The 25,060-nt window shown below is 60.8% G+C and carries 20 protein-coding genes, 1 tRNA gene and 3 pseudogenes; 11 read left to right on the plus strand and 13 right to left on the minus strand.

What is annotated here, in order from left to right; translation table 11 throughout:
• Window positions 1-52: 52 nt before the first annotated feature.
• A complete protein-coding gene (locus GWG65_RS33830; RefSeq protein WP_275199822.1) occupies window positions 53-334 on the minus strand; it encodes a hypothetical protein in 282 nt (93 codons plus the stop codon).
• Between the two features lie 21 nt (window positions 335-355).
• Here GWG65_RS33830 and GWG65_RS33835 point away from each other — a divergent pair.
• Window positions 356-432, plus strand: a tRNA-Met gene (locus GWG65_RS33835).
• On the opposite strand, the gene GWG65_RS33840 is transcribed toward GWG65_RS33835, so the two are convergent.
• The gene (locus GWG65_RS33840) at window positions 389-2,047 is read right to left on the minus strand and encodes a recombinase family protein (protein WP_148742497.1); all 1,659 of its coding nucleotides are present in this window, start codon (window positions 2,045-2,047) and stop codon (window positions 389-391) included. The two genes, GWG65_RS33835 and GWG65_RS33840, sit on opposite strands and share 44 nt — an antisense overlap.
• Window positions 2,048-2,755: 708 nt before the next feature.
• On the opposite strand from GWG65_RS33840, the gene GWG65_RS33845 reads away from it, so the two are divergent.
• Together GWG65_RS33845 and GWG65_RS33850 are read left to right on the plus strand one after the other, a co-directional pair.
• Window positions 2,756-2,908, plus strand: coding sequence for a hypothetical protein (locus GWG65_RS33845; protein WP_187436169.1), 153 nt, complete (start codon window positions 2,756-2,758; stop codon window positions 2,906-2,908).
• 270 nt (window positions 2,909-3,178) lie between these two features.
• Window positions 3,179-3,412 (plus strand): hypothetical protein, encoded by a 234-nt coding sequence (locus GWG65_RS33850; RefSeq protein WP_148742468.1) that lies wholly within the window; start codon window positions 3,179-3,181, stop codon window positions 3,410-3,412.
• A 550-nt stretch (window positions 3,413-3,962) separates the two neighbouring features.
• Here GWG65_RS33850 and GWG65_RS33855 read toward each other — a convergent pair.
• The 8 genes from GWG65_RS33855 to fixL all read right to left on the minus strand — a co-directional run bounded on the left by GWG65_RS33855 (window position 3,963) and on the right by fixL (window position 12,375).
• Complete coding sequence (locus GWG65_RS33855; protein WP_235940179.1) at window positions 3,963-4,361, minus strand: hypothetical protein; 399 nt, start codon at window positions 4,359-4,361, stop codon at window positions 3,963-3,965.
• Window positions 4,362-5,004: 643 nt separating this feature from the next.
• Window positions 5,005-5,496 carry a GNAT family N-acetyltransferase gene (locus GWG65_RS33860; RefSeq protein WP_148742469.1) on the minus strand — a complete coding sequence of 164 codons (492 nt, stop codon included), beginning with the start codon at window positions 5,494-5,496 and terminating at the stop codon, window positions 5,005-5,007.
• Window positions 5,497-5,580: 84 nt separating this feature from the next.
• Window positions 5,581-6,240 carry a hypothetical protein gene (locus GWG65_RS33865; protein ID WP_235940181.1) on the minus strand — a complete coding sequence of 220 codons (660 nt, stop codon included), beginning with the start codon at window positions 6,238-6,240 and terminating at the stop codon, window positions 5,581-5,583.
• Window positions 6,241-7,479: 1,239 nt separating this feature from the next.
• Window positions 7,480-8,763 carry an FAD-binding oxidoreductase gene (locus GWG65_RS33870; RefSeq protein ID WP_148742472.1) on the minus strand — a complete coding sequence of 428 codons (1,284 nt, stop codon included), beginning with the start codon at window positions 8,761-8,763 and terminating at the stop codon, window positions 7,480-7,482.
• A 203-nt stretch (window positions 8,764-8,966) separates the two neighbouring features.
• Window positions 8,967-9,647 carry a helix-turn-helix domain-containing protein gene (locus tag GWG65_RS33875; protein WP_275199823.1) on the minus strand — a complete coding sequence of 227 codons (681 nt, stop codon included), beginning with the start codon at window positions 9,645-9,647 and terminating at the stop codon, window positions 8,967-8,969.
• 103 nt (window positions 9,648-9,750) lie between these two features.
• Window positions 9,751-10,173: a response regulator gene (locus GWG65_RS33880; RefSeq protein ID WP_148742474.1), complete on the minus strand. Its 423-nt coding sequence runs from the start codon at window positions 10,171-10,173 to the stop codon at window positions 9,751-9,753.
• A 63-nt stretch (window positions 10,174-10,236) separates the two neighbouring features.
• Window positions 10,237-10,854: a response regulator FixJ gene (fixJ, locus tag GWG65_RS33885; RefSeq protein ID WP_275199824.1), complete on the minus strand. Its 618-nt coding sequence runs from the start codon at window positions 10,852-10,854 to the stop codon at window positions 10,237-10,239.
• A gap of 3 nt (window positions 10,855-10,857) precedes the next feature.
• On the minus strand, window positions 10,858-12,375 hold the full coding sequence (gene fixL, locus GWG65_RS33890) for a sensor protein FixL (RefSeq protein ID WP_148742476.1): 1,518 nt from the start codon (window positions 12,373-12,375) through the stop codon (window positions 10,858-10,860).
• Between the two features lie 206 nt (window positions 12,376-12,581).
• Between fixL and GWG65_RS33895 the strand changes: the two are divergent.
• The 8 genes and pseudogenes from GWG65_RS33895 (at window position 12,582) to GWG65_RS33930 (ending at window position 22,263) form a co-directional block, all read left to right on the plus strand.
• Window positions 12,582-13,414, plus strand: a pseudogene (locus GWG65_RS33895) (universal stress protein).
• A gap of 39 nt (window positions 13,415-13,453) precedes the next feature.
• Window positions 13,454-13,879 carry a CBS domain-containing protein gene (locus GWG65_RS33900; protein WP_148742477.1) on the plus strand — a complete coding sequence of 142 codons (426 nt, stop codon included), beginning with the start codon at window positions 13,454-13,456 and terminating at the stop codon, window positions 13,877-13,879.
• 155 nt (window positions 13,880-14,034) lie between these two features.
• Window positions 14,035-14,185, plus strand: a pseudogene (locus GWG65_RS33905) (hotdog domain-containing protein); the annotation flags it as partial.
• A 927-nt stretch (window positions 14,186-15,112) separates the two neighbouring features.
• A complete protein-coding gene (locus GWG65_RS33910; protein ID WP_148742478.1) occupies window positions 15,113-15,808 on the plus strand; it encodes a TetR/AcrR family transcriptional regulator in 696 nt (231 codons plus the stop codon).
• A gap of 1 nt (window position 15,809) precedes the next feature.
• A complete protein-coding gene (locus GWG65_RS33915) occupies window positions 15,810-17,000 on the plus strand; it encodes an efflux RND transporter periplasmic adaptor subunit (protein WP_148742479.1) in 1,191 nt (396 codons plus the stop codon).
• A 68-nt stretch (window positions 17,001-17,068) separates the two neighbouring features.
• Window positions 17,069-20,164 carry a multidrug efflux RND transporter permease subunit gene (locus tag GWG65_RS33920; RefSeq protein WP_275199825.1) on the plus strand — a complete coding sequence of 1,032 codons (3,096 nt, stop codon included), beginning with the start codon at window positions 17,069-17,071 and terminating at the stop codon, window positions 20,162-20,164.
• A gap of 349 nt (window positions 20,165-20,513) precedes the next feature.
• Window positions 20,514-20,858, plus strand: a complete 345-nt coding sequence (locus GWG65_RS33925; protein WP_275199826.1) for a DUF6788 family protein — start codon at window positions 20,514-20,516, stop codon at window positions 20,856-20,858.
• 1 nt (window position 20,859) lies between these two features.
• A pseudogene (locus GWG65_RS33930) lies at window positions 20,860-22,263 on the plus strand (ISNCY family transposase).
• 363 nt (window positions 22,264-22,626) lie between these two features.
• Here GWG65_RS33930 and GWG65_RS33935 read toward each other — a convergent pair.
• The 3 genes from GWG65_RS33935 to GWG65_RS33945 all read right to left on the minus strand — a co-directional run bounded on the left by GWG65_RS33935 (window position 22,627) and on the right by GWG65_RS33945 (window position 24,828).
• Entirely contained in the window at window positions 22,627-22,800 is a 174-nt protein-coding gene (locus tag GWG65_RS33935) for a hypothetical protein (protein ID WP_275199827.1), read from the minus strand.
• 275 nt (window positions 22,801-23,075) lie between these two features.
• Complete coding sequence (locus GWG65_RS33940; protein WP_148742482.1) at window positions 23,076-23,990, minus strand: nucleotidyl transferase AbiEii/AbiGii toxin family protein; 915 nt, start codon at window positions 23,988-23,990, stop codon at window positions 23,076-23,078.
• Window positions 23,977-24,828, minus strand: coding sequence for a type IV toxin-antitoxin system AbiEi family antitoxin domain-containing protein (locus GWG65_RS33945; RefSeq protein WP_148742483.1), 852 nt, complete (start codon window positions 24,826-24,828; stop codon window positions 23,977-23,979). Before GWG65_RS33945 ends, GWG65_RS33940 begins: the two co-directional genes overlap by 14 nt.
• Window positions 24,829-25,060 lie beyond the last annotated feature (232 nt).

Here is a 25,060-nt window from a genome sequence, read left to right on the forward strand (position 1 = left end):
GGCAATACCCCCGTCATCCCGCCCCCCGGCAGCCCGGGCGGCGACCCGACGGTCAGGCCGAAATAGGCCCGTTCCGCAGCCCAATCCCGCCGTCATGCCCGGGCTTGTCCCGGGCATCCACGTTCTTGGGTCGGCGAATGAAGGCGTGGATGGCCGGGACAAGCCCGGCCATGACGGGTTCGGTGCGTAAAACGGCCAAATCGGGCCCCGCCGATCTGTCCGCCGAAGCTTCAGCGAAGGCGGAAGCCTTGGCGAAGGCGGAAGCTTCAGCAAACGCGGATTGACAGCCCCCGATCCCCTTCCTTATATGCCGCGCGTTCGCGAGATCGGCCATTTGCGCCCCCGCGAGCCCTGTGGCGGGGTAGCTCAGCTGGTTAGAGCACGGGAATCATAATCCTGGGGTCGGGGGTTCGAGTCCCTCTCCCGCTACCACCTTTCCCCACACTCCTTTGACCTGATTTGGATAAGCCTTTTCCCCGAGCAGGGCATTTAGTCGGCCTGCTATCTCCACGGCTACACCACCTCGGCGCCCCGGATCACGGAAAACAGTGACCGTCTCGACCAGGTCTCTGATGGCCTCTGCGGCCTCACCGTCTCCCGAACTCACACCTTTCCCTAGTGCTTCTTCAATCCGACCGAGTTGCTCCTCATAGCGCTTGAGGATGGCCGGATGCAGCGCGACTTCCTTCGGAGCGGGCGGTTGACTTTGCAACTCCTCAAATATCCGCTTGCGTTCAGCATTTAAGGCAGTTGATCTCGGTCCGAGAACGGATGGATCGCCATGTCCTTTTGCGATCGCATCCACCAGTCGTTCGATCTCCCGGCTTAATTGCCCAAGCTGCTGCTCAAGGCGCTGCCGTTTTGCATTTGATGTAGCTGCCAGGCGCTTCCGCTCCTCGAGATACGTGCGTACGTACTCCGAAATGACCTTCGGCGCGCGCAATTCGGCCTTTAGCCCGCTGAGGACTGCGCTCTCGACGGCGTCTAAATAAAAAGTCTTGGCGTCAGGACACGTGCCGCTCTCCGTGGCCGCCGAGCAGCGAATGCGAACGCGCCCCGATTTGTCCCTCCCATTAGTTGCCATGCCGGAGCCGCATGAACCGCAACGGAGCAGGCCAGATAGCATCCGACGAGGACGACGTTCATGGCTTGGGTGGACGTGACCGCGCTTCTCTTTGCGCTGCTGAGCGGCTGTGAACAGCTCTGGACTGACAATTGCTAGATGCGGCACTTCAGCAACCTGCCAATCACTCTTTGGATTTGGTCGAGACAGACGCTTTCCCGAATCGGGATCTTTCACCATTCTGACTTTGTTCCAGACGAGGCGCCCTACATAAAGCTCGTTCTGCAGAATGCCGGCACCCCTCTCGAGGTTGCCATTAATTGTTGAGGCGTTCCATGTCCGCCCTCGGGGAGGTGATATCTTCTCTTTGTTGAGATCGTGCGCGATTTCACGAGGCGTTCGACCGTTGACGTATTCCTGAAAGATGCGCCGGATCACTTGTGCCTCGGCCTCGACGATGACTCGTTCGCCGCTCCTCCCGGCGACCGCGGTATATCCGTATGTCAGGCCACCTCCAGCCAAGCCCTGCTTGACCCGCCCTGCTTGGCCACGACGCACCTTGTGCGCGTTGTCCTCACGATAGAGTTGTCCGACTAGGCCGCGAAGGCCGACCAGCACGGTATTAACGACGCCTTCGTGGACCGCCCGGATCTCGATCCCGAGAAAAGATAGCCGCTTATGGATGCCTGCGAGATCCTCCATGTCGCGAGAGAGGCGATCAAGCGCTTCAACGATCACGACGTCGAAGGATCTCGCCCGCGCTTGGTCCAACATCCGGAGAAGGCCTTCGCGTCCCATCACCGAGGCGCCTGAACGAGCCCGATCTTCATAGGTGCTGATAACGGTTAAGCCTTCACGCTCGGCATAGCTTTGGCAAAGTGAGAGCTGATCTTCGATCGATCGCTCATTCTGAAGATCGGTGGAGAAACGAGCATAGATCGTCGCTCTCTTCCCTGTCGGTTCGGTTGGCGAGCTCACTTTCATGATCTTCCCTCGCGGCTAGACGAGCAAGTACGCGCGCGAGGCGTAAGATCGCCTTGTCTGGATTCGTCTGCAAGGACAATTTGTGATGCGCGTCCCGCAACGATCGAACCTCTAGGTCATGGCGCAAGTCAACGACCTGCACGCACCTGCGCTGGCGACAATCCACAAAATGTCAGCGGTGGTGATCATACCGAGCATTATGCTCGAGTGGTGCGTAAGCGGAACGGCCGCTATGAGCTCGTCGTGCAATCGGATGCCGCGGCGAAGAAACCGATGGAGCCTGAAGGGCTTCGCTCGCTGAAGTGCTAGTGCTAGGAAGCGGTCGGCCGGCTCGTTAGCAACTGATACTGGGGCCAGCTTCCGGGACTATTACCAAAGAGATTCTGACCATCTATCGATTCCGTGGCTAGTTTGACCTGAAACGAACCTGCAGCCCGACCTTATGAACCATAATCCTTAGGTCCAAGGCTGTTGGTCTGCGAAACCATCCGGAATGGGACATCGGCTGGAACTCCGCTTTTTCGCGTCCTGGCCGAAAATTGGCCGCGGCTAATGTCAACCGGGATATGACAGTTGGCGCCCTTTCAGCACGCTGCCTTCGGCGAGGTTGCACCGCAATGTCAAAGAAGTCTCTCTTCCTTCCAATGCGGCCCGAGAACGAGTTGCATCCGCAATTTCGTGGTCTCGCGACCAGCTCCTGGTCGGGCGATGATGCAGGCGGTCTTCGCTGACTTCCATGACGCCGACGGAAATTTCGTGGAACAATTCCAGACGATTGGATTCGACGCTCGCATTTTTGAGCTCTACCTGCATGCTCTGGAAGAGCTAACCGAAGCTTGGCAAGCTTTTGTGCCAGTGTGAAACGCCGGTTCGCGCTTGTGCCCTCGCCATCCGGAATAGGTAGGCTGGAAGTGATAGAGGCGGTTATCGAGCGACACGCGCAGATAGTGTGGACGCGCCGACGCCGGGCGCGATCGATGAACTGCGCCCGGCAATGGGGAACCCACGGCGGTCGACAGCGCGGCCGGACCCAGGCTGATCGAGCAGAAAGACGGCGCATCACAAGGGTCAAACGCTGCCAATCGCCATGGTTGCAATGCTAAAAGTCCCTCGCCGACTGACGGGGGCAACATGGTTAAGGCATTTCGCAACACAGTCATGGCACTTACTTTTGTAGGAGTTGCCGGCTGCAACATTTTATGGAACTTCATGAATGACTATGTAGTCTGCGGCCTTGCGCTGGCGGCTTCAGTTACAGCCGGCTTTTGCGTTGAGCGCATATTCATCGTGCGTTCCCGTCGGGAGATGATCCGCCTCCACGGCGCGGACTGGCATTCGGCGGAGAACCGACAGCTCGACTCATGAACGTCACCCGTCGCACGCTCGTCATTTTCATCATCCGATTGTTCGCATTCGAGCCGAGGCGCTTGGTCCGATGGTCAAACCGGTCCATCCATTCCGGTTCGCTCGCATTGAGCGCCTGCGAGAGCTGCTTGAATGAGACTACGGAATGGCAGTTGATCCGAATGCGGGCGTGAGCACCACGAAACTGGTGAGACCCGATCCGCAGCTGCTCGATGCAGGTTTGGTACTCGGTCCTGATCCAGGAGGGTGCGAGCGGGTCCTTCGTTGCGATGCCGAAAGCGAACTCCCGGCTCCGTGGTCCTTACCGCTTTACGATGTTGCCATACGGATCTCATCGTAGTCGGTCACCATCGCGGCCAGCGAGGTAGTCAAGAGGGGCGATCCGAACCAACTCAAACGCGAGGCTAAACGGCAACAGCTGGCCGAGAAGCGGTGCACGAGCTAGCAACCGGATCATTGAAGGCTAGTCGCGCACCGCATCGACGCGATAGAGCGGGCGGCCATCCACGTAACGCCATTTCAGCGGGCGGTTCGGATCGCGCCGCCACTGCTACAGCGCTCCGGGCGTGCGCCGGATAACCGTGGCCGCCTCTAATGCGGTGAAATTAGAGCTCCCCGGCAGCGTTTCGATATCGAAGGACGCGGGTGGCGGCATGCCAAGGTTCTTGCGACGGCGCTTGGTTGCAAGAGGCGTTTTCCGATCACTTGGAGACGCTAGCGCCTCGATCGGAGGCGTTTCGTCCTTGCCGCTCATGCCTCCGCCCCAACTATGATCGGTGTGAGGCAATAAGGCGTAAGCTGCTGCAGCAAGAAAGAAAGAGGCGAATGCAGCGCGTCTCATGATTGGATTGGGACGGCTCTCGGTCGGATCGGTCGGCCGTCGTGATGTCGCATATGCATGAAATTCCGTTTGTTGCTGCGTGCAGTTGAGGCATTCGAGGCCGACCATGCGGTTCGGACAAGGCGGGAGACCTGATGCGCTATATCCGCTCGAAGACCGCAACGCTGCTCTGGTTGGAGAGCTTTGTCGCGCGCATGACGCCGGGGGGCCACTCACTCTAGGATCCGTTCGCCGGCACATGCACCGTGTCCAGGCATTTCAAGCGACTGGGCTATCGCATCTTCACCGGGGACGCTTCGAGTCTGTCCCACGCTATGCAGGTAGCAACCGTCCGTCTGAACAGGCGGCCCCGACTTCCGCTGATTTTGTCGACGCTTCGCGCCATCCGCTCACGTCGCGAGCCCACGACGCTCCAGCGCGTCTTCGCCTATCCGCCGCTGGCGTACCATTTCAGCTCTCGTTTTGAATTCAACGCTGGTTCGGCCCGGCGTGAAGTTGTGCGTGCGTTCGAGGCCTGCCGATCGCGAAACCTTCACGTCCTTGTCAGCTACAGTGGCATGGGATTATTCCGATCGCAGATCCCGCGGGACGCATGAAGGAAGTCTTCGCGGAGGTGACGGTTTTGACTAAGCGCATTCGACATCATTCCCAATGAGTGAGTGTGGGCGATCAGGGGCAAGTGACTGAAATTGTGCTCGTTGCGCGTCCATAGACCTTCACTGGATTATCCGGGCTCTCAATCCTCATTTGGTCATGTGGGGTCATCCTGGCCAGTGAGCCGCTTCTCGTAAAAGATCACTGCATATCCGTGCAACATCCCTTCCCTGCAGCGAACATAGCCAGCGGTCTCATAAAGTCTTTGAGCCCCCACTTGGATCGTTGTTGTGTCGAGCACTATCCACTTGAAACCGAGAGCAACAGCTCGCGACTCCAATTCACGAAGGACCCTCCTTCCAAGCCCTCGCCGCTGAAAGACGGGATCGACCCGCATACGTTTGAGTTCTGCGACATCATCATCAACAGGTTTCAGCCCACCCATGGCACCGAGTCGGGCACCAATATGCGCAACGACGAAGTCTCCGCCCGACCCGACGTACACTTCCTCGATATGGCGTAAATCATCCTCCCAGGCCCCTTCGGGGCCACACACACCAACATCCTGCGATGCGGTTCTGTGCAGATGCCATACACCATCGCTATCCCCGGACTCGAAGCGACGAAGGATCAGTTCGTCTTGAGACATCGACTAACACCTCTCGACCGATGTCGGACGCCTGCGCCTCTGGCATCGTTGGCTGCTTTTAGCCAGGCAGAGACCACCGTCAGTTCACCGACGCTCCTCTGTCAACAGCCGCTGAGAAAGGACAGCCTCAACATTCTCCGATACTTCAACTCCGACGATTGGACGACCCGGCTCAACGGTATACTTTAACGCCGTACTACGGTGCATTCGGGTAAACCGATCCCGTGCACAAATACAGGACGTGCGCAGCATTCCGATTTCGCCGCCATGATGCTCCATGACTGGCGAAATGGTCGCAATCCTAGGAAAGTCCGCTTTCCCTTCCAGCCAACCCGGCTTGAGCGGTGCACTCCCCTTGTCGGACGATAGCCAGCGGAATACCTCGCGGATGCATCTCTGCGGATAATATTCGGAAAGTCGATATAGATCCCTATAAAATTGCGGTTTCTGGTGGAAGAGTTGTTCACCGATCAGTAGCACCGAGACTGCCACGATACGTGCCGAGAAGCGGCCGCTTGGACCAAGCGTATTCTTGTAGGGATTCTTTCCGTAAAACACACGAAATTGGCCAAATAAGTCCGGCGACATATGTTCATAAAAGCGCGTCAGAACATAGTTTGCTGACTCAAGGCGCGCCAGGCATAGCGCAAGACATTGCCCCGCATCCGCGTCGGCCACATCACGCAAATTAAGCAGAGCGTCCATTGCTGACTGCAATTCGCTCTCGATGATCTGATGGCCCAAGCAAAAATCTCGCTCCTCGACCCCGGCCGCGCCGAGGCAGTATACGCGCGGATCGTTCTTCGAGGAACAGCTGGTAGGTCGCGTCGATTCCTGCGATCCGTTTGATGTCTGCGCCAGACACTGACGAGCGGTCAGTCTCGAACTTTCTTTCATTAACGAAGAAGTGAAGCCATTTTGCCACGTTCGACAAGTCCCAGAGAGGACTGTCGGATGTCACTCGGGGTTTGCCTCGCTTGCCTTGCGATTAGTTCGTCACAGCAGCGCGGGTGAGACCCGTACGCGAGGCTACCCGAGCTACTCCATTGCCGTTCAGAAAGTGAAGGCGGCATTCCGAGCGCATATTCGGTCTTCGACAAGATCGCGTTCTTTCTCAATGACTACGCGAAGCTAAATATCAATCCGAAGCAGATCTATTTCAAACGATTTGGTACAGCAACCAGGATTGGAAGCGAGGCATCCGCAAGGAATTCCTAAACTCCCGGAATTGGCCGCTGCATGGGCTCTGCTGGTTTTCCAGGGATCTCTTCGATCCGGAGCTTCAAGCGACGGCCGAACCCTAACGCAAGAGCTTTACATTGTTCGGAATTGCCTCGAACACAGCTGCCTCAAGGTCTATGAAACACTGATTTCGCCACCTCGCGCGGCTCTACTGCTGCGATGATGCGCAGCGCTAGAACTTTGGCGCTGGCAAGCTTTCGTCGGATGAGGCGAGCCGCATCGGTAAGGCAATCGCCCGAATTGCTGATGCGCCGAGGCTTCTATCGGGGGCGTGATGGATGCCGTGATGCGAGCGCAGAGGCGGTGGCCGTACGCCGGCTACTGAGCGCTTCGCCATCAATCATTGCGCGCGGCCGGCCAGTTGCGCCGTCGAACAGCATGTAAAGTGAGGAAACGGCAGGATTCGTCACGCCGTTCCCTGGAAAACGGTGACCAGCTTCACGCCGAGTGCCTTGCCCCGCTGCCAGGCCGGCATGGCCAAGAGGTGACCAGGCAATGCAACTGGACCGACGTCGTAGCTGTGCCGAACTCCGCCGCACCGCAATGTCTCGCTTAGGGCATCGATCAGCTTGGGATAATTAATGCCGACGTTAACCCTCCGCGGCAGAGAAGGACTGTCACATAATTTCCTCGTTCGTTCGGTCGGTCAAACATACATGTCGTCGATGGCTTCGGTCCTCAGACCAGGGCATCGTTCCATACTGCTGCGAACAAAGAGTGCCAACCGAGTTGCTCGGGTGATCAGAACCAGGAATCCATCAGGTGAACAAGCTGGGAGCCCGCCGTATAAAAGGCTTCCTGCGCTGCACGAAAACGCTGGCGTTCAACGGCAGTGACCGGCAACGGCAGACCGTTCTCCGGTATCTGCCCCAATACGTACGAAGCCAAAACACTGCCAAACACTGTGCCTGGTGCGATTCCGCGGCCGTTATAGCCACTGAAGCTGATGACGTTGCGGTCCAGCTTGTGAAGCCGGGGCAAGTTGTCCGAGGTCATTCCAATCATGCCAAACCAACCGGTTTCAAACTGGACGCCCCGAAGTCCTGGAAAAAACTTGTGCAACGATCTTTGGGCCCAGGCCTGGTGAATAGATTGCCCAATCCCCTCAAGCGCACCAACACTGCCAAACACGAGTCGGCCGGAGCGATCGAGGCGAAATGAAGAGAGGACCTCTCGAGTGTCCCAGACACCTTGCCGCTCAGGCAGGATCGACTTTCTCAGATCGTCGGGCAGAGAAGGCGTGGCAAAGTTGAAATAGGGCAGTCGAACTTGTTCCTGCCGTACCTCAGACCAAAGTCCTTTGCTATAAGCATCCGTCGCGACGACCACCCAGTCGGCCTCTACAGATCCGCTTTCGGTGCCGACTCTCCAGCGCAAACCGTTGTGTTGCGCCATGACTGCCTCGCTTTGCGTAAATATCCTGGCTCCCATCGCAAGCGCGGCCCGCGCTAACCCTCGCACATAGGCCAATGGCTGTATGGTGCCGGCGCGTTTATCGAGCAGCGCGCCGGTGTAGTCGCCACCGCCTACTTTCCTGCGTGTTGCCTCCGCATTTAGCACCAAAACGGGCGCTCCACGCTTCTGCCACTGTTCGGCACGGGTCTCAATCTCCTCCAAGCCCTTACGTCCGACCGCACAATGCAAGGTGCCGGCTCGTTCCACTTCACATTCGATGTCGTGCTTTTCGATGAGTTCAAACACCTTCTGCGGTCCGTTGCCGAGTTGTTCAAGCAACCGTTCTCCAAACGGCGCGCGGAGCGCGTCCGCAAGCGCGTCAGGCATGAGCCACATGCCCGCATTCACGAGCCCAACGTTCCGCCCGGAGCCGCCGAATCCTATTTCAGACGCCTCCAACAGCGCGACACGCGCTCCTCCTTCAGCAAGATGAAGGGCCGCCGAGAACCCGGTATATCCACCGCCAATCACGACGATATCCACTGCAGTTTCACCGGTGAGGGGAGCCGTTTCTGGCGCTGGTGGCGCAGTCAGCGCCCACAATCCGTGTGATCGTCGATTGTTTCGCATCCGCCAATCCCCTTACAACTAGCTTTTTGATCGGCCCGAGGTCCAGCGGTAGTCGCCAATACCGGTACGCTCTAGCGGACCTCTCTAGTCTGCAAGACTGACGCCGGCCAATCGCTTGTTGCTCATTACATCATGCTCGGGCGCGATGAATAGCCGACATCCGGCCAAATCGCGGAGGAGAAACGTCGGTGGGGAGAAAGCGGTCAGGCGTCGAGATTGTGCAGACGCTGGCGGTTGCGCAGCACGATCTGGCGGGCGCCGGAGAAGCCCAAAATGCCCTGTGCGTGAAGCTGCGACAGCGCGCGGGACACGGTCTCCAGCGTGAGGCCCAGATAGTCGCCGATGTCGCGCCGGCACATCGGCAGCGCCATCATGCTGGCGACGGCCAGGCGGCGGTCCATTTCGAGCAGGAAAGTTGCAACGCGCTCCATTGCGGTCTTGCGTCCGAGCAGAAGCATATGATCCTCGGCATGGCGCAGCTCACCGGCCGTCATGGCCCAGAGCTTGCGCGCGACCTGTACGTCGGTGCCGGCGACCCTTTCGAGGCTGGCCCGCGCCACGAGGCGCACGCTGGTGACGATAATCGCTTCGGCCGCGAGGCGATGCGTCTGGCCGGGTTCCAGGCCGAACACGTCGCCGGGAAGGTGGAACGCGCCGATCTGACGGCGGCCGTCGGAGAGCAGCTTATAGCTGCGCACCGCGCCGGAGACGACCTGATAAACATATTCGGCGAGCTCGTCCTCGCCGTAGATCTCCTCGTCCTTGCGATAGGAGAACTCGGTGGCGACGAGACCGACATGTCGGGCGATCGCGCCGAACTGGTCGGAAACGGGACGCGCGGGAGCGATCTTAATCGCCTCGGTCTTGAGCGTCTGGGTCAGCATCTGCGCCATCTCCGTTGTGATGGCGCATTGCTACGCGGGATTGTGGGGCCTGAAAATTTCGAGCGATATCTTAGGGAGGTGCCCTTACGGAGAATCCCGTAGGTCAGTTTTCGTGCCGGTCCTGGATCGCGCGGCGGATGCGCTTGATCAGGTTTTCATCGAGAAGCGGCTTTAAAATCACGTCTTTCACGCCTGCCGCCGCCGCCCGGGTGGAGATATTCCCGTGGGGATAGCCGGTGATCAGGATCACGGGCGTGTCGCCGTCGGATTGGCGCAGACGGCGGGCCAACTCGATGCCGTTGATGTCGGGCATCTTGTAGTCGATCACGTAACAGTCGGCGCGGGGCGGGCTCGCCGCATTGAGCAGCGCCGTGGCATTCCTGAAGGTCCGCACGACAAAACCGTCGGTTTCCAACAGGAACCGCAGGGAGCCCAGCACGGCGGCATCGTCATCGACCACGTAGACGGTTGGCTTTGCCGACGACGCCGTTGCGAGCTGCTGATGCTGCGAGCCGATCTCGATCATGCTGACTGGCTAGCACAGGCCGGCGCAAGGGCTTTGACCTGTCTCAAAGGGCTCTAACCTCTCTCAATCCTTGATCAGGCCGGCGCGCATCGCGAGCCGCACCAGCTCCGAAAGGCTGCTCGCCTGCATCTTGGTCATCACATTGGCCCGGTAGACCTCGATCGTGCGCGGGCTGATATCGTATTCGCGGGCGATCAGCTTGTTGGAGAGACCTGCGACCAGCCCCTCCATGACCTGGTGCTCGCGCGGGCTCAACGAGGCGACACGGGCGGCAATATCCTGGGCGATGGCCTCGTTCTTGGCGACCGGTTCGGCTTGGCGGATCGCGGCTTCGATCATAGTGACGAGGCCGTCGTCCTCGAACGGCTTTTCCAGGAAGTCGACCGCACCAAGCTTCATCGCCTCGACTGCAAGCGGCACGTCGCCGTGACCAGTCATGATCAGGATCGGAAACGGACTGTTCTGCGCCTTCATGCGCTTGAGAAGCTCGATTCCATCAAGGCCCGGCATGCGGATGTCCGAGACGACGCAGCCGAAGGCGAGGCCGCGCAGGGCGTTGAGGAAGCCTTGCGCGTCGTCGAACAGCGTGACGCCAAAGCCGGACGAATCCAGCAGGAAGTTCAGCGAGTCCCGCATCGCCTCGTCGTCGTCGATGACGTAGATCATTCCCTTGGTCGTCATGGATCAGTTCTCGTCGGCTGCCGGCAGGGTGAAGCGGAATGTCGCGCCGCCCGATGCGTTGCTCTCGGCCCACATGCGGCCGCCGTGAGCCTCGATGATCGAGCGGCTGATCGACAGTCCCACACCCATGCCGGTGTCCTTGGTGGTGAAGAAGGTTTGAAACAGGTTTGGAATCACGTCGTCCTGGAAACCGGACCCGGTGTCTGACACCTCGACCTCGATCATGTCGTCGGCGACGGGCATGTTGGTGAGGATCAGTTCGCGTCGCGGCGACTGCGCCATCGCTTCCAGCGCGTTGCGGAACAGATTGACCAGCACCTGCTGGATCTGCACCCGGTCGGCGAGCACGAGGTCGGCGTTCGGATTGAGGCTGAAGCGGAGCTGCACGTTCTGATCGCGCGCGCCGGCAAGCCCGAGCGCGCCGGCCTCCTCGATCAGCTTGGAGAGGCTCTCGACCCGCTTCTCCGATTCGCCGCGGGAGACGAAGTCGCGCAGGCGCCGGATGATCTGGCCGGCGCGCAACGCCTGCTCGGCGGCGCGGTCCAGTGCACTCTCGATCTTCGCCGTGTTCGGATCGCTGCTGCCCGCGAGCAGCCGCCGCGATCCTTTCATGTAATTGCTGATCGCCGCCAGCGGCTGGTTGAGCTCGTGGGCGAGCGCGGAGGCCATTTCGCCCATGGCGGTCAGCCGCGAGACGTGAACGAGCTCGGACTGCAATTCCTGGAGCCGCGCCTGGGTCTGTTGATGCTCGGTGAGGTCGCGGATGAAGCCGGTGAAGTAAGGCTCGCCGCCTGACTGCATCTCGCCGATCGCCAGATGCATCGGGAAAGTGGTTCCGTCGCGGCGCTTGCCGGTCACGATGCGTCCGATGCCGATGATGTGCGGATCGCCGGTGGTGCGGTAGCGGGCGATGTAGCTGTCATGGCGGGATCGGTCCGGCTCCGGCATCATGATGCTGACATTCTGGCCGATGGCCTCATGCTCAGGCCAGCCGAACAGGCGCTCAGCCGCCGTGCTGAAGAGTTGGATGATGCCGCGGCCGTCGATGACGATCATCGCATCGGGAATCGTCTGGAGGATCGACTGGAGGTGCGTCTCGCGGGTGCGCAGCGCTTCCTCGACCTGTTTCTCCTCGTTGACGTCGAGAAAAATGCCACTGAGATGGCGGGCGGTACCGGCCTCGTCCCGGATGAGACCTGCCCGGCCGCGAATCCAGCTCCACACGCCTGAGGCATTGACAACTCTGAAGGAGACGTCGAAGCCGCCGCCGCGCTCGACGACGTGCTTGATCGCGCTCTCCACTCGCTCGCGCTCCGCAGGACCAAGACGCGAGAGAAGGAGTTCATAGCTTGCCGGTTGATCCCCTTCGATGCCGAGCAACATTCTGGCGGTGGCCGACCACTCCAGCTCGCGCGTCCTGAGGTCGAGATCCCAGGTGCCGACGCCAAAGCCTTCAATCCGGAAGCGAAAATGCTCGTCGCGAGCGTCGTCTGGCGGATGCGTTACGCGGCTCGGCGACAAGCTATTGCACCCATTCTCCCGCAGCGGGTCCCCGTGCCACGAGGGTGGCGGCAATTTCGCCCAAGGCCGGGCCGGAGGCAAGTTCGGATGTCCGACTCCATTGGCGGATTTCTCGCAGCATGGTGCGAGGACATTTGATCTATCTCATCCTGCCTTGCGTCGGTGCGGCTAGATTTCCATAGCAACGCACTGCCCGGAGGCTACCGATGACATACGCGACCGTGACGGTCAGCCTGGCGCTCGATCAGCCCAACGAGGCGCGTCTTCAGGTCGCGAGCGAGTTCGCCGAGCGGTTCGAGGCGAGCATCGTCGGCATCGCCGCGGCGCAGTTCGCGCCGCCGATCTATTTCACCGACGGCGCCGAGGCCCAGAGCCTGATCGACCAGGGTGAGGCCTCCGTCAAGCGGCGCCTTGCCGATCTGGAAGCGCAATTCCGCGCCGCGACGAGGGCGCGCGGCGGACATGCGCAATGGCGCAGCGCCATGGATTTTCCCACGCGGTTTGTCCTGGCGCAGCTGCGGTGCGCCGATATCGTCGTCAGCGGCGGGCACAGCCGGCCTTTTCCAATGCCTTTTTGCTCGCAAGCCCGAAGGATCTGGTGATGCAGGCCGGCCGGCCGCTCCTGATCGTGCCCGACGGGGCCAACTGGCTCGATCTGCGCAGCGTGCTCGTGGCCTGGAAAGGCGCGCCCGAGGCGCGGCGGGCGCTCGCCGATGCATTGCCGATGCTGCGCAAGGCGAGGGACATCACCATCATCGAGATTCCGGAAGGCGATGACGACGGCTCGGCGGCGACGGCGCGCGCCACGGATGTTGCCGCATGGCTCGCTCGTCACGGCGTCGCTGCGACCGCGCGCATCCCCGAGGCCGCGACAGACCAAACCGCCGCCGCGCAATTGGAGAAGATCGCCGATGAGGCAGGCGCCGGCCTCATCGTCGCCGGCGCCTACGGTCATTTGCGCTTCCGCGAGCTGATCCTCGGCGACGTCACGCAGCATCTGGTGACGCAATCCGCCCGCTGCGTGTTGCTGTCGCATTGACGGCCGGGCCGCCACAGAACCAATCGATGAGGACGCGCCATGTACAAGTTTCTTGAGCAGACCGTCGACAGCTACATGACGCGCAACGTCCGGACGGTGAAGCGCGATCTCGACATGCTCGAACTCAGCGAGATGTTCGAGCAGGACGATTTCAACAGCTATCCAGTCGAGGACGACGAGCAAGTCGTCGGCATCGTCACCAAATTCGACATCCTGAAGAGCTTCGCCTTCACGCCGAGCCAGATGCTGCCGCGTTATCACGAACTGATGAGGCGCAAGGTCGGCGATGTCATGACGCCCGAGTTCATCTATGTCAGTCCCGAGACCAGGTTGACGCGCGTGCTCCAGATCATGGTCGATCACCGCATCAGGAGCGTCATCGTGCTCAACAGCCGCCAGAAGCTGGTCGGCATCATCGCCCGCGAGGACGTCATCGCGCCCCTCAAGGCGACCGCGCGCGACTGACAGGGCGTCCGCAAATCCGTCGACTTGAGCTCCGTGATTTCACGAAAGCGGTGGTTGCCGCGCGCACTGCGCGGAGCGCGAGCGCTCCGATTAGTGACCGCTTCACATTAACAGAAACTCACTCACCTTGATTTCAATCAAGTCCCCGCGAGGTCGATGCGCCCGGCTTTGCCTTCGTTGTGGGCTCCATGACCAATCGATTTTCTAAAACCGGCGGTCTTGGATGACCTTCTTGACGTCGTCACAGTCCCGCAAGAGGTGAGGGGCGCGTCGATTGCCTTGCTGCAGGAATGCAGGCGCGGAGACCCTTGTTGCGGCGCGTGTAGTCGCCCACGCCCTCGCTCTGCCGCGCGGTCGCGACAAGGGCGTGAGCTGGTTGCCGATGTACCATGAGATGGGCCTGATCGGGTTTGTCCTGACGCCGCTGATCGGCGGCGTCACGGCCGTGTTCTTGCCGACACGGCGGTTCGTCTCGGAGCCCGGCTCGTGGCTAGCAACGATTAGCCGTCAAGCGCGACGATCACGTTTGCGCCGAACTTCGCACTGGCGCTTGCGACGAAGTGGACGCCAGCGACCATCGCGCAGCGCCTCGATCTGTCTTGTTTGCGCGTCGTGGGCTGTGGTGCCGACCCGCTCGACGCCCTCGCCGCCGTCCCGCGACGGGTCCAGCCGGTCGACCGGCGATCTTGCCCGGACTAGCGCGATGTCCGAACCCTTCCGGGTCGCGTACCACCAGTCTATCCAGTAGTCGGATGCGCTCAGTGTTCGACGGCCTCTTTGCATGGCGCATCGGGCCCCAATGTCCCCGCACGACCGTCCACGTCGGTTCAATACCTCCGCCGCGTCGGCGAACCCAAAGGCTGCCGAGCTTTTTGTGCAAGCTTTCCGACCGAGCCAGACGCCTCCCGAATTTCCACACCGCCTGCGCCAGGTCACTCTGGCGCGCGCCGCAGGCGATTCGAGCAGCAGGTTCTCGTCCTCTGATAGCCGGCGAGACAGTCGCGCAGAAGGATTCACGAAACCGACCAGCGTGCCCGGTATGGTGACGGAGTCGTCCTCCGGCAGCGGCAGCGACTCTTCGAAGTCCTTCGGTCCGTCGCTCTCGCCCGTATTTGGCGCAGAGTGGCGATGCATTCCGGCCGATTTAGAACATGGCTACCTTTTTGGACATCCTTGCAGTTGCATCGCACCATTTAGCTTGACTTTGGCGTGGGTGAGTGCTTACTCACTCGCATGAGCTCACTGCGAATGACCAGCGACCTGAGGCGTCAATTGATCCTCAGTGCCGCAAAGCGCTGCTTTGCCCGACACGGCTATACCGGCACCACGACCAAGAGCGTGGCGGCCGCCGCTGCCATTTCCGAGGCGCTGCTGTTCAAGCATTTCCCGTCCAAGGCGGCGCTCTACGCTGAGATTCTCAGCGACGAGTGCGAGGCCGACCCGGCGCTGATGGAGCTGCTGGAACGGGAGCCCTCGACCGTCACCTTGGTCGAGCTGATCCGCGGCATGGTCCAGCATTTCCTTCATATCGCCGACGGCCCCGACCAGGAAGAGGCCCAGCGCCTGCGACTAACGGCCACGAGCCAGTTGGATGATGGCGAATTCGCGCGTTTGCTATATGCAAAGGTCGAGAAGCTGATCGGAGCGGCCTTCGTCGCCTCGCACGAGCGCGCGGTCGCCGCCGGCGACGCGCGGCCGTGCACCGGCGACCCGCTCAATCTGTTCTGGTTTGCGCATCATTCGCTGGTGATGGCGGCGCTGACCAGGCTGCCGGCCACGCCCTGCCTCGACTACGGCAAGGCAAGCGATCTGGAGCGCCAGCTCTGTGAGTTTCTCCTGAGAGGTATCGGACTTAACGACGCCGCAATTGCTCCGCATCTGGGCCGCGCCCCGGATCTCGGCAAGACGGCGAGTGCAGAAAGTGCATGACATGAACATCGTAACCGAACACAAGATATCGGGCGAACCGATCGACAAGGCGCCGGAGCGCCCGGTTCGGCCGCTGCTGTGGTTCATCATCGTCGGCTCGCTGCTGGCTGTGCTCGTCGGTGGTCTCGTCTGGTTCAATTATTTTCGCGGCCAGATGATCAAGCAGTTCTTCGCCAACAACAAGCCGCCGCCGGTTGCGGTGAGCGTGGCCGAGGCGAAGTCGGAGGTAGTGCCGAACCTATTGACCGCGGTCGGCGGGCTTGCCGCCGTGCACCAGGTCGACGTCACCACCGACGTCAACGGCCGCGTCACCGAGATCAAGTTCGAGCCGGGCACGCATGTCGAGGCCGGCACGCCGCTGGTGCAGCTGTTCGACGCGCCGGAGCAGGGCGACCTCGCCAATTTCAAGGCGCAGGCAACCGTCGCGCAGCTGTCGCTCGACCGCGCCAAGCAGTTGGCGTCGCGCCAATTCGGTCCGCAGGCAACCGTCGACCAGGCACAGGCGGCCTACGACCAGGCGCAGGCCGGCATCGCCAAGACCGAGGCGCTGATCTCGCAGAAGCTGGTGCGCGCGCCGTTCTCCGGCGATCTCGGCGTCCGCAAGGTCGAGGTCGGGCAGTATCTGACGGCCGGCACGGCCATCGTATCGCTGACCGATCTGTCGGAGCTGTGGGCCAACTTCACGGTGACGGAAAAGGATTCGGGCAACCTCAAGGTCGGCCAATCGGTTCGGCTGAGGGTCGACGCCTATCCGGGCCGCACCTTCGACGCCAAGATCACCACGATCGAGCCGCAGATTTCGGCCGACACCCGCAACATCCGCGTGCAGGCCACCGTCGCCAATCCGGAGAAGATCCTGAAGCCCGGCATGTTCGTGACCACCACTGTGGTGCTGCCGGATAAGCCCGCGGTGATCACCGTGCCGGAGACGGCGGTCGATTACACGCTGTACGGCGACTCGGTGTTCGTGATCACCGAGAAGAAGGAAGAAGACGGCAAGACCAGTCTGAGTGCGGTGCGCACCTTCGTGCAGACCGGCAGCCGGGTCGAGGGTCGCGTTGAAATCCTCAAAGGTGTGAAGCCGGGCGACAAGGTCGTCGCCGTCGGCCAGCTCAAGCTGCAATCGGGCGCGCCGGTGTCGATTTCCGCCGATCCGGCCCCGCAGATCCCGGCGCAACCGCCGCGCTACTAACCATACAATTGCGTGATCCGGCCCGGCCGGATCACGCTTCTTGAGACATAGAAATCGAGATCGCCGCGATGGCCCTTACCGATATTTTCATCAAGCGTCCGGTCCTGTCGGTCGTCGTCAGCCTGCTGATCCTGCTGATCGGCCTGCGCGCTGCGATGGTGCTGCCGATCCGGCAATATCCGAAGCTTTCGAACACGGTCATCAACATCACGACCGTCTATCCCGGCGCGTCGGCCGACCTGATCCAGGGCTTCATCACCACGCCGATCGAGCAGGCGGTCGCTTCCGCCGAGGGCGTCGACTACATCACCTCGTCCTCCGTGCTCGGCACCTCGACGATCCAGGTCTACATCAAGCTGAACTTCGATCCGAACCAGGCACTCACCGAGGTGCTGGCCAAGACGAACTCGGTCAAATATCTGATCCCGAAGGAATCCAACGACCCGATCGTCACCAAGACGACGGGCCAGACCACGGCCGTGATGTATCTCGGCTTCTCCTCGGAGGAGCTGTCGGGCTCGGCGATCTCCGACTATCTGACGCGCGTGGTGCAGCCGGTGCTGTCGACCGTCGACGGCGTTGCGTCGGCCGACATCCTCGGCGGCCAGACCTTTGCGATGCGGCTGTGGCTCGACCCGACGAAGATGGCGGGCCGCAACGTATCCCCGGCTGACGTCTCGGCCGCGATCGCCGCCAACAACTTCCAGTCCGCCGCGGGCCAGACCAAGGGCTACCTCATCGTCTCGAACATCTCGACGAACACGGGTCTCACCGACGTCAACCAGTTCAAGAAGTTGATCGTCAAAGCCAAGGACGGCGGCTTCGTGCGGATGGAGGACATCGCCACCGTCGAGCTTGCCGCCCAAAGCACGGATGCGAGCGTTGCCTTCAACGGCGAGCACGCGATCTTCATCGGCGTGCAGGCGACCCCGCAGGGCAACCCGCTGACGCTGGTCAAGGGCGTGCGCGCGCTGTTCCCCGAACTCGAGCGCAATTTGCCGCCGTCGATGAAGATGAAGGTCGCCTACGATTCGACCAAGTTCATCCAATCGTCGATCGACGAGGTGGAGAAGACGCTGGGCGAGGCCGTGATCATCGTGATCGTGGTGATCTTCCTGTTCCTGGCGTCGTTCCGTTCGGTCATCATTCCCGTCGTCACCATCCCGTTGTCGATGATCGGCGTTTGCACGCTGATGCTGGCGCTGGGCTTCAGTTTCAACCTGCTGACCCTGCTCGCCATGGTGCTCGCGATCGGTCTCGTCGTCGACGACGCCATCGTCGTGGTGGAGAACATCCATCGGCATCTGGAAGAGGGCAAGACGCCGGTCCAGGCATCGTTGCAGGGCGCGCGCGAAATCGTCGGTCCCGTCATTTCGATGACGATTACGCTCGCCGCCGTGTACGCGCCGATCGGCTTCCTTGGCGGCCTCACCGGCTCGCTGTTCCGCGAATTCGCATTCACGCTCGCGGGTTCGGTGATTGTGTCCGGCGTGATCGCGTTGACGCTGTCCCCGATGATGTGCTCGGTGCTTTTGAAGAACACCGAAGAGGGCCGGTTTGCAAAGCTGGTCAACAGAGTGTTCGGCGCCACGACGCGCTGGTACGGCCGCAGGCTCGACCGCTCGCTCGACTACAAGGTCATCACCGGCCTGTTCGCGGTGACGATCCTCGGACTGGTCGGCTTCCTCTACATGCACACCTCGAAGGAGCTGGCGCCGGAGGAAGACCAGGGCATCGTGTTCGCGGTGACCAAGGCGCCGAAATACGCCAACATCGACTATGTAGATTTCTACGGTGAGAAGCTCGACAAGGAATTCGAGAAATTCCCCGAAACCGATCTGCGCTTCGTGCTGAACGGCATCAGTGGCCCGCAGGGCGGCATCGCCGGCATGCTGCTCAAGCCCTGGGACGAAAGGAAGCGCTCCTCTATTCAGCTGAAGCCGCTGGTGCAGGCCGAGCTCTCCAAGATCGAGGGCGTGCAGGCCTTCGCGTTCAACCTGCCGCCGCTGCCCGGCGGACCGGGCGGCCTGCCTGTGCAGATGGTGATCAATTCCACCGCGGGATTCCAGACGGTGTATGAGCAGATGGAGAAGCTGAAGGACGCGGCGCGCAAGAGCGGCATGTTCATCGTCTCCGACAGCGATCTCGCCTACAATCAGCCGACAGTGACGGTGAAGGTCGACCGCACCAAGGCCCAGGATCTCGGTATCAACATGCAGAACGTCGGCAGCGCGCTCGCGGTGCTGCTCGGCGGCAACTATGTCAACCGCTTCAACCTCGAGGGCCGTTCCTACCAGGTGATCCCGCAGGTGCCGCGCGGCAAGCGGCTCTCGCCGGAATCGCTCGGCGGCTTCTACGTGACGACCAACACCGGCCAGCAGCTTCCGCTGTCGACGGTGGTATCGATCGAGACGAAGACTGCCCCGAATTCGCTGACCCGCTACAATCAGCTCAATTCGGCGACCTTCTCGGCGGTGCCGATGCCCGGCGTGACCGTCGGTGCGGCGGTCGACTTCCTCGAAGGCGAGGCCAAGAAGCTGCCGCAGGGCTTCAGCCACGACTATCTCGCCGACAGCAGGCAGTATGTTCAGGAAGGCAACCAGCTCGCGGTCACCTTCGGCTTCGCACTGGTCATCATCTTCCTGGTGCTGGCGGCCCAGTTCGAGAGCCTGCGCGACCCGCTCGTGATCATGATCTCGGTGCCGATGGCGATCGTGGGTGCCCTGATCCCGCTGTTCTTCGGCATGGCGACGATGAACATCTATACCCAGGTCGGTCTCCTCACCCTCGTCGGCCTGATCACCAAACATGGCATCCTGATGGTGGAGTTCGCCAACGAGCTCCAGGTCAACGAGCGGCTCGACCGCCGCTCGGCCATCGAGATGTCCGCACGCATCCGCCTGCGGCCGATCCTGATGACCACGGCGGCGATGGTGACAGGCCTGATCCCGCTCCTGACCGCGACCGGTGCGGGCGCGGCCAGCCGCTTCTCGATCGGCCTCGTGGTCGTCGCCGGCATGTCGATCGGCACGCTGTTCACGCTGTTCGTGCTGCCCGCGGTCTACGTGGTGCTGGCGACCGACCATCGCGCGGTTGCCGATTCCGAGCGGAACACGCAGGTCGCCGACCTCGACATCGCCGGCAAGGCGCTGCGGCCGACCTAGATTTTGGCGAAATTCTAACGCTTTACTAGGCGGGCCTTGTCCAAGTCCAGCGACGCGGCGACAGTCGCCATCGGCAATTGCTCCGCGTCGCTTGATGGACGCCGGTATCGCGTCTCCTTCGAGAAATCTACTCCGACAATGTGATTTTCCTCAAGCCAGCAGGTACTAGATGTCTTCCGCCTTGCCGAGCATTCGGCGACGGAAAATTGGAGCGCCGGGCCGTCAGCTACTTTCCGGCGCAAAATTCGGCGGCCTTGTGAGGCAGCCAGAATCGCTTGGTGTGGCGAAAACTGCAAGGTCGAACGGATTGGCGTTGACTTGAAGCGGCAGCATTGATTCATTCTTATGAATGATTTGTGAGCGAGCCCTTCAAACGCGCGAGAAGCTTGTCGGCAAGCTGCCGGTCACCGGCGAGCTGCTGCGCGGCTCGCTGCTGGAGCGCACCGTTCGTCACAAGAGCGGCTGCCCGAAATGCGCGCGCGGCGAAGGGCACCAGGTGCATGTCCTGACGGTGAGCTATGCGGGTGGACGCGTGCGCCAGTTCAGTGTGCGGCGTGAGCGCGTTGCCGAGGTGCGCCGCTGGCTGGAGAATTACCAGAAGCTGAAAGACGCGATCGAGGCGATCTGCGAGTTCAATCACGACCTGTTGCGCCCTGATGCGGCTGTGCCGCGGGGGAGGAAGAAACGTGATTGAGATGCGCAGAGCGCAACTGAGCTTCGGCGACGGCTTGATCGCCGGGGAAGTGAGCGATCTTCGCGAAGGTTGGATGACCCATGCTGACCGGGTTCTGGCGGATGAACAGATCGTCCGTGCGGTGTACGAGGCGCTGGCGAGACGACATCCCAAGAGCCGCAGTCGTGGTCGGCTGGGCGCGCCGGCCGAGGTGGTGTTGCGGTTGTTGATCCTGAAGCATGTTCGCAACTGGAGCTATCACGTGCTGGAACGCGAAGTGCGCGCCAATCTGGTGTATCGCGACTTCACCCGTGTGGGCGGCGGCAAGATGCCGGACGCCAAGACGATGGGGCGCTGGGGCCTGGCTGTGGATCCGGAGACAATCAGACAGATCCACGACCGGATCGTGCAAATCGCGCAGCAACAAGGGGTGACGCAGGGAATGCGTGTGGATACGACGGTGGTGGAGACCAACATCCATTACCCGACCGACAGCACGTTGCTGGGTGACGGGGTAGGGTGCTGATCCGCACCATGGAGAAGGTCACCGAGATCGCGGGCGCGGCCGGAACCAAGCTGCGCGACCGAACGCGAAGCGTAAAACTGCGGCTGCTCGATATCTCGCGGATTGCGCGTGCCAAAGGACCGCTCAATCACGAGAGGCTCAAGCAAGGCTACCGTAAGCTATTGAACTCGACGAGCCGAGTGGTGGGGCAAGCGAAGCGCTTCTCCCATGAGATATCAACCGGCGTGAAGCGGGCCAGGGGCATCTTGAAACGGCTGGCGCTGCAAGGCTTGCGGCAGGAGCTGGAAGCGATGATGCCGCTGGTGCGGCAGGTGATGCGGCAGACCCGGCAACGCATCTTCCACGGCAACACGCGGACAGAGGACAAGCTCTTCAGCGTGTTCGAGCCCTCGACGGAGATCATTCGCAAGGGCAAGGCCGGCAAGCCCAACGAGTTCGGCAAGATGGTCAAGCTGCAGGAAGCCGAAAACCAGATCGTGATCGACTACGAAGTCTATGATCGGCGGCCGAGCGATTCGGACCTGTTGATCCCTGGCCATCGAAATCCATCAAGCCAAGCTCGGTCGCACGCCACGTCTGGTCGCGGCAGATGCCGGGTTCTATTCCGCCAGGAATGAAGCCGCGGCGAAGGCGAGCGGCGTCAAGCGCGTCTGCATCCCCAATCGTTCCACCAAGAGCGTCGCCCGCAAGCGCGAGCAGAAGAAGCGTTGGTTCCGCAACGGCCAGAAATGGCGGACCGGATGCGAGGGGCGCATCAGCGTCGCCAAACGGCGGCACGGGCTCGATCGCTGCCGCTACAAAGGCAGCGCCGGAATGAAGCGCTGGGTCGGGCTCGGCGTTGTCGCCGACAACCTCATCAGCATCGGTCGCATGATGGAACAGCAGTCACTCCAAAGGTAGTCCACTTCCAGCGCAATCTTGGCCTCACATCGCCCCGCCGCCCCCCGCGGGGGCTTCTTATTGTCTTGCATGGTTGACCGCGTCCTTCAAAACCGCGATTTTGCGCCGGAAAGTAGCTAGGGGCGCGCTCGGCTCCGTCCGGCGGTCGTTTTCCAGGCGGGTCCGCAGGCGCTTGGATGTCCGGATGGCGCCGAAACATCACCCCAGGCCGCTCTCGGGCAGCGACCGCAAGGCTCTGACAAAGGGGCTTGGTAAATCCAGTCGCTGTCTATATGGGCTACTCGCCGGCATCGCGCAGCGTCACCATCCTGCGGCCGTCGACCTCAATCGGGTCCTCGAAAGGCCGCACCCAGCCCGCCTTCATCACGTTCGCTTCACACGGTCCGCAATTACGCGTTCAACTTCGAGATCCGTCAGGTGATCGGCCAACCTCGTGAAAAGCTCTCGTTTCTGCGGGTCGGTGGCCAAGTCGCGGATGAGGGCGCACTCGGCCGCATCCGTGCGGAGCTTTTCCAACTGAGCCTGCATGTCTTTCATTGCGGCTACTCCGTTCCTTGAGCGGAACCGTATAGCCAAGGTGTGGATGCGAGCTGAGTGTCGAATTTTCTAGGCTCAGGTCGCCGGACCTACGCAAGGTCCGAACGCCTCCAGCGGCCCCGGCCTCCAAGACTCTAAAAGCCCCCATGGCCGGGGCCGTTCTTAAAGGTCCTTCGATAGACCCATGCCATCGATAGACCCTTCGACGTTCCAATTGAAATTCGGCCGAACCCCCGCCCTGCCAAACGAACCGCGGCTCCATTCCGACATGGTCCTCACTTAAGAACTGCGATCAACTGAGCCACAAGCTTTTCGCGATCTGCGGCACGCAGCTTATCAAGATTGATCTGCTTCCATCGGACTGCGGGAAGCTCTGCCGCTCCATCGACGCCCAACAGAGCCCAATCTGGCTTCCCGCACTTGAATCCGATCAGAAATTCCCGATGCTCCTTCGGCATCTTTCCAGATACCGCGGCGATCAAGTCCTCGCGGGCCTTCAATAGCTCATCGAGCGAGACCGGATCTGCAGTCATACCCTCGAAGCCGTGCTCGAATTCCTGGCGGATATCCTTTCGCCGCGGCACCACAACCTCCGAAATGGGCCGGTCATGGCTGATGAGATAGACGATGAAAGCGCGCCTCAGGTCGTCGCTAATGCCCTCGTTCGCCAGAAGATCGCGGATGTCAAAAAGATCGCGAGGATGTTGGCGGTCAAGGGCGGCGACGATTTTTCCCGCGTAGAGGTCGGAAAACGAGACGACTTGTGTCTCCGCAAAACCAAAGCTCTCCTCGACGTTCGAAAGCACGGATCGCATCTCGGGATCGAAGACGCAGCCGCGAAGGACGGGAGTGACTTCGATCTTGATCTGGGTGTCGGTCCTCTGAAGTATCAGCTTGGTAACGATGCCTTCCGCGCGGTTCACGACCTCATTCACCTTGACCCCCGGAATTCCCTTGCCAATGGCGACAGCCATTCTTTTCATGCCCGCATCGATCGCGGCCAGCGATTCCGGTCGGCCGGCGACGGGCAGGTAGGTCAGGTCGATGTCGACTGACAAACGCGGCATATCGCGCACGAATAGATTGATCGCAGTCCCGCCTTTGAGAGCGAAGTCCGTTTCCGCCGCAACGAATGGCAAGGTCTCGATCAGCAGCGCAACCTGATGCCGATAGCGTTCAGATAGGGGCACTGAGATCCTCCGGCACGGTGATCAAATATTTCGGATCGAGCCTTCCACCTTTCACCAGCATGCGCTTTCCTTTCCCCAAATCGACCTTGTCACGGTTTATTTGCTTCAGCCATGAATGGTTGTGCCGGTCGGCAAACCAGAAGAGCAGCCTTTTGACTTTTACGCTTCTGCAATCGTCCAGCAGCTTTTGCAGCTTGCGGGGACTGAGGTTGCGCAAGCCCTCAACAAGCATGTCGACCTGGTGGAAGCTCTCGCTATGCGGCAGCTCGTCGAGCAGTTCAAGCAACGCCCGTTCGGGCGATGAGATGGTGAGTGGCCATTCGCCCTCGCCCCATATCTGCTTGAATGGTCCTGCCTGGAATTCATCGGCAGCTGCGCCGGTATTGTTCTGGACATTCCACGCGTCGTTCTTGAGCTCCTTCGTCACTGGATCGGCTTTGAAGAGCGTTGTGCTCTTGCGGAAGGTGAAACGCTCTTTGAGCGGAAGCTTGGAGAGCCATCCGGGCGGAGCATCGGGACCATACAGATAGACGACGGGCGGCCCTTCAGCCCGGAGGTAGTGCGAAAAACCTTGCAATTCGAGCGCGGTTCGCCCTCCGACGACCAGTGGGTGCTCAAGCAGCGTCTGAAGCGATATGACCGCCTTCTGCCATGTCAGGGTGCCGAGCGGGCGTTTGAAAGTTCCACGCGTTGGCTGAACCAGCCAGCCAGCCGAGACATATTGGCTGCGCAAGCCTGTCGAATAGCCGTGCTTCGTCATCCACCCGGCATCGACCAACAGACCTTCCGGGAGGGTGTGTTCAAGGAAGTTTAGCTTTCCGCCAGAATACTTAGCCATACTGAGCAATATAGCACTATGTCAAACCCCCTACAAGTTTATAGATTGGTAAATTTGCTAAGCCAGACTATGTAGAAAGCTCATAATCAAAACCTGCCCGCCAGGTCACGCCAATCACATTCGATCTCCAATCCGCCACCATGGGTGAAGCGAAGCGAAACAGGGAAGCCGTCTTAAACGGGCCGTGTCCATGCGGTTCGCAGAAGACGTCGCGTCTCTGTTGCTTCAACGG

Origin of the sequence: Bradyrhizobium sp. CSA207 (assembly GCF_029051685.1) — a bacterium.
In the GTDB taxonomy this organism is placed as follows: domain Bacteria; phylum Pseudomonadota; class Alphaproteobacteria; order Rhizobiales; family Xanthobacteraceae; genus Bradyrhizobium.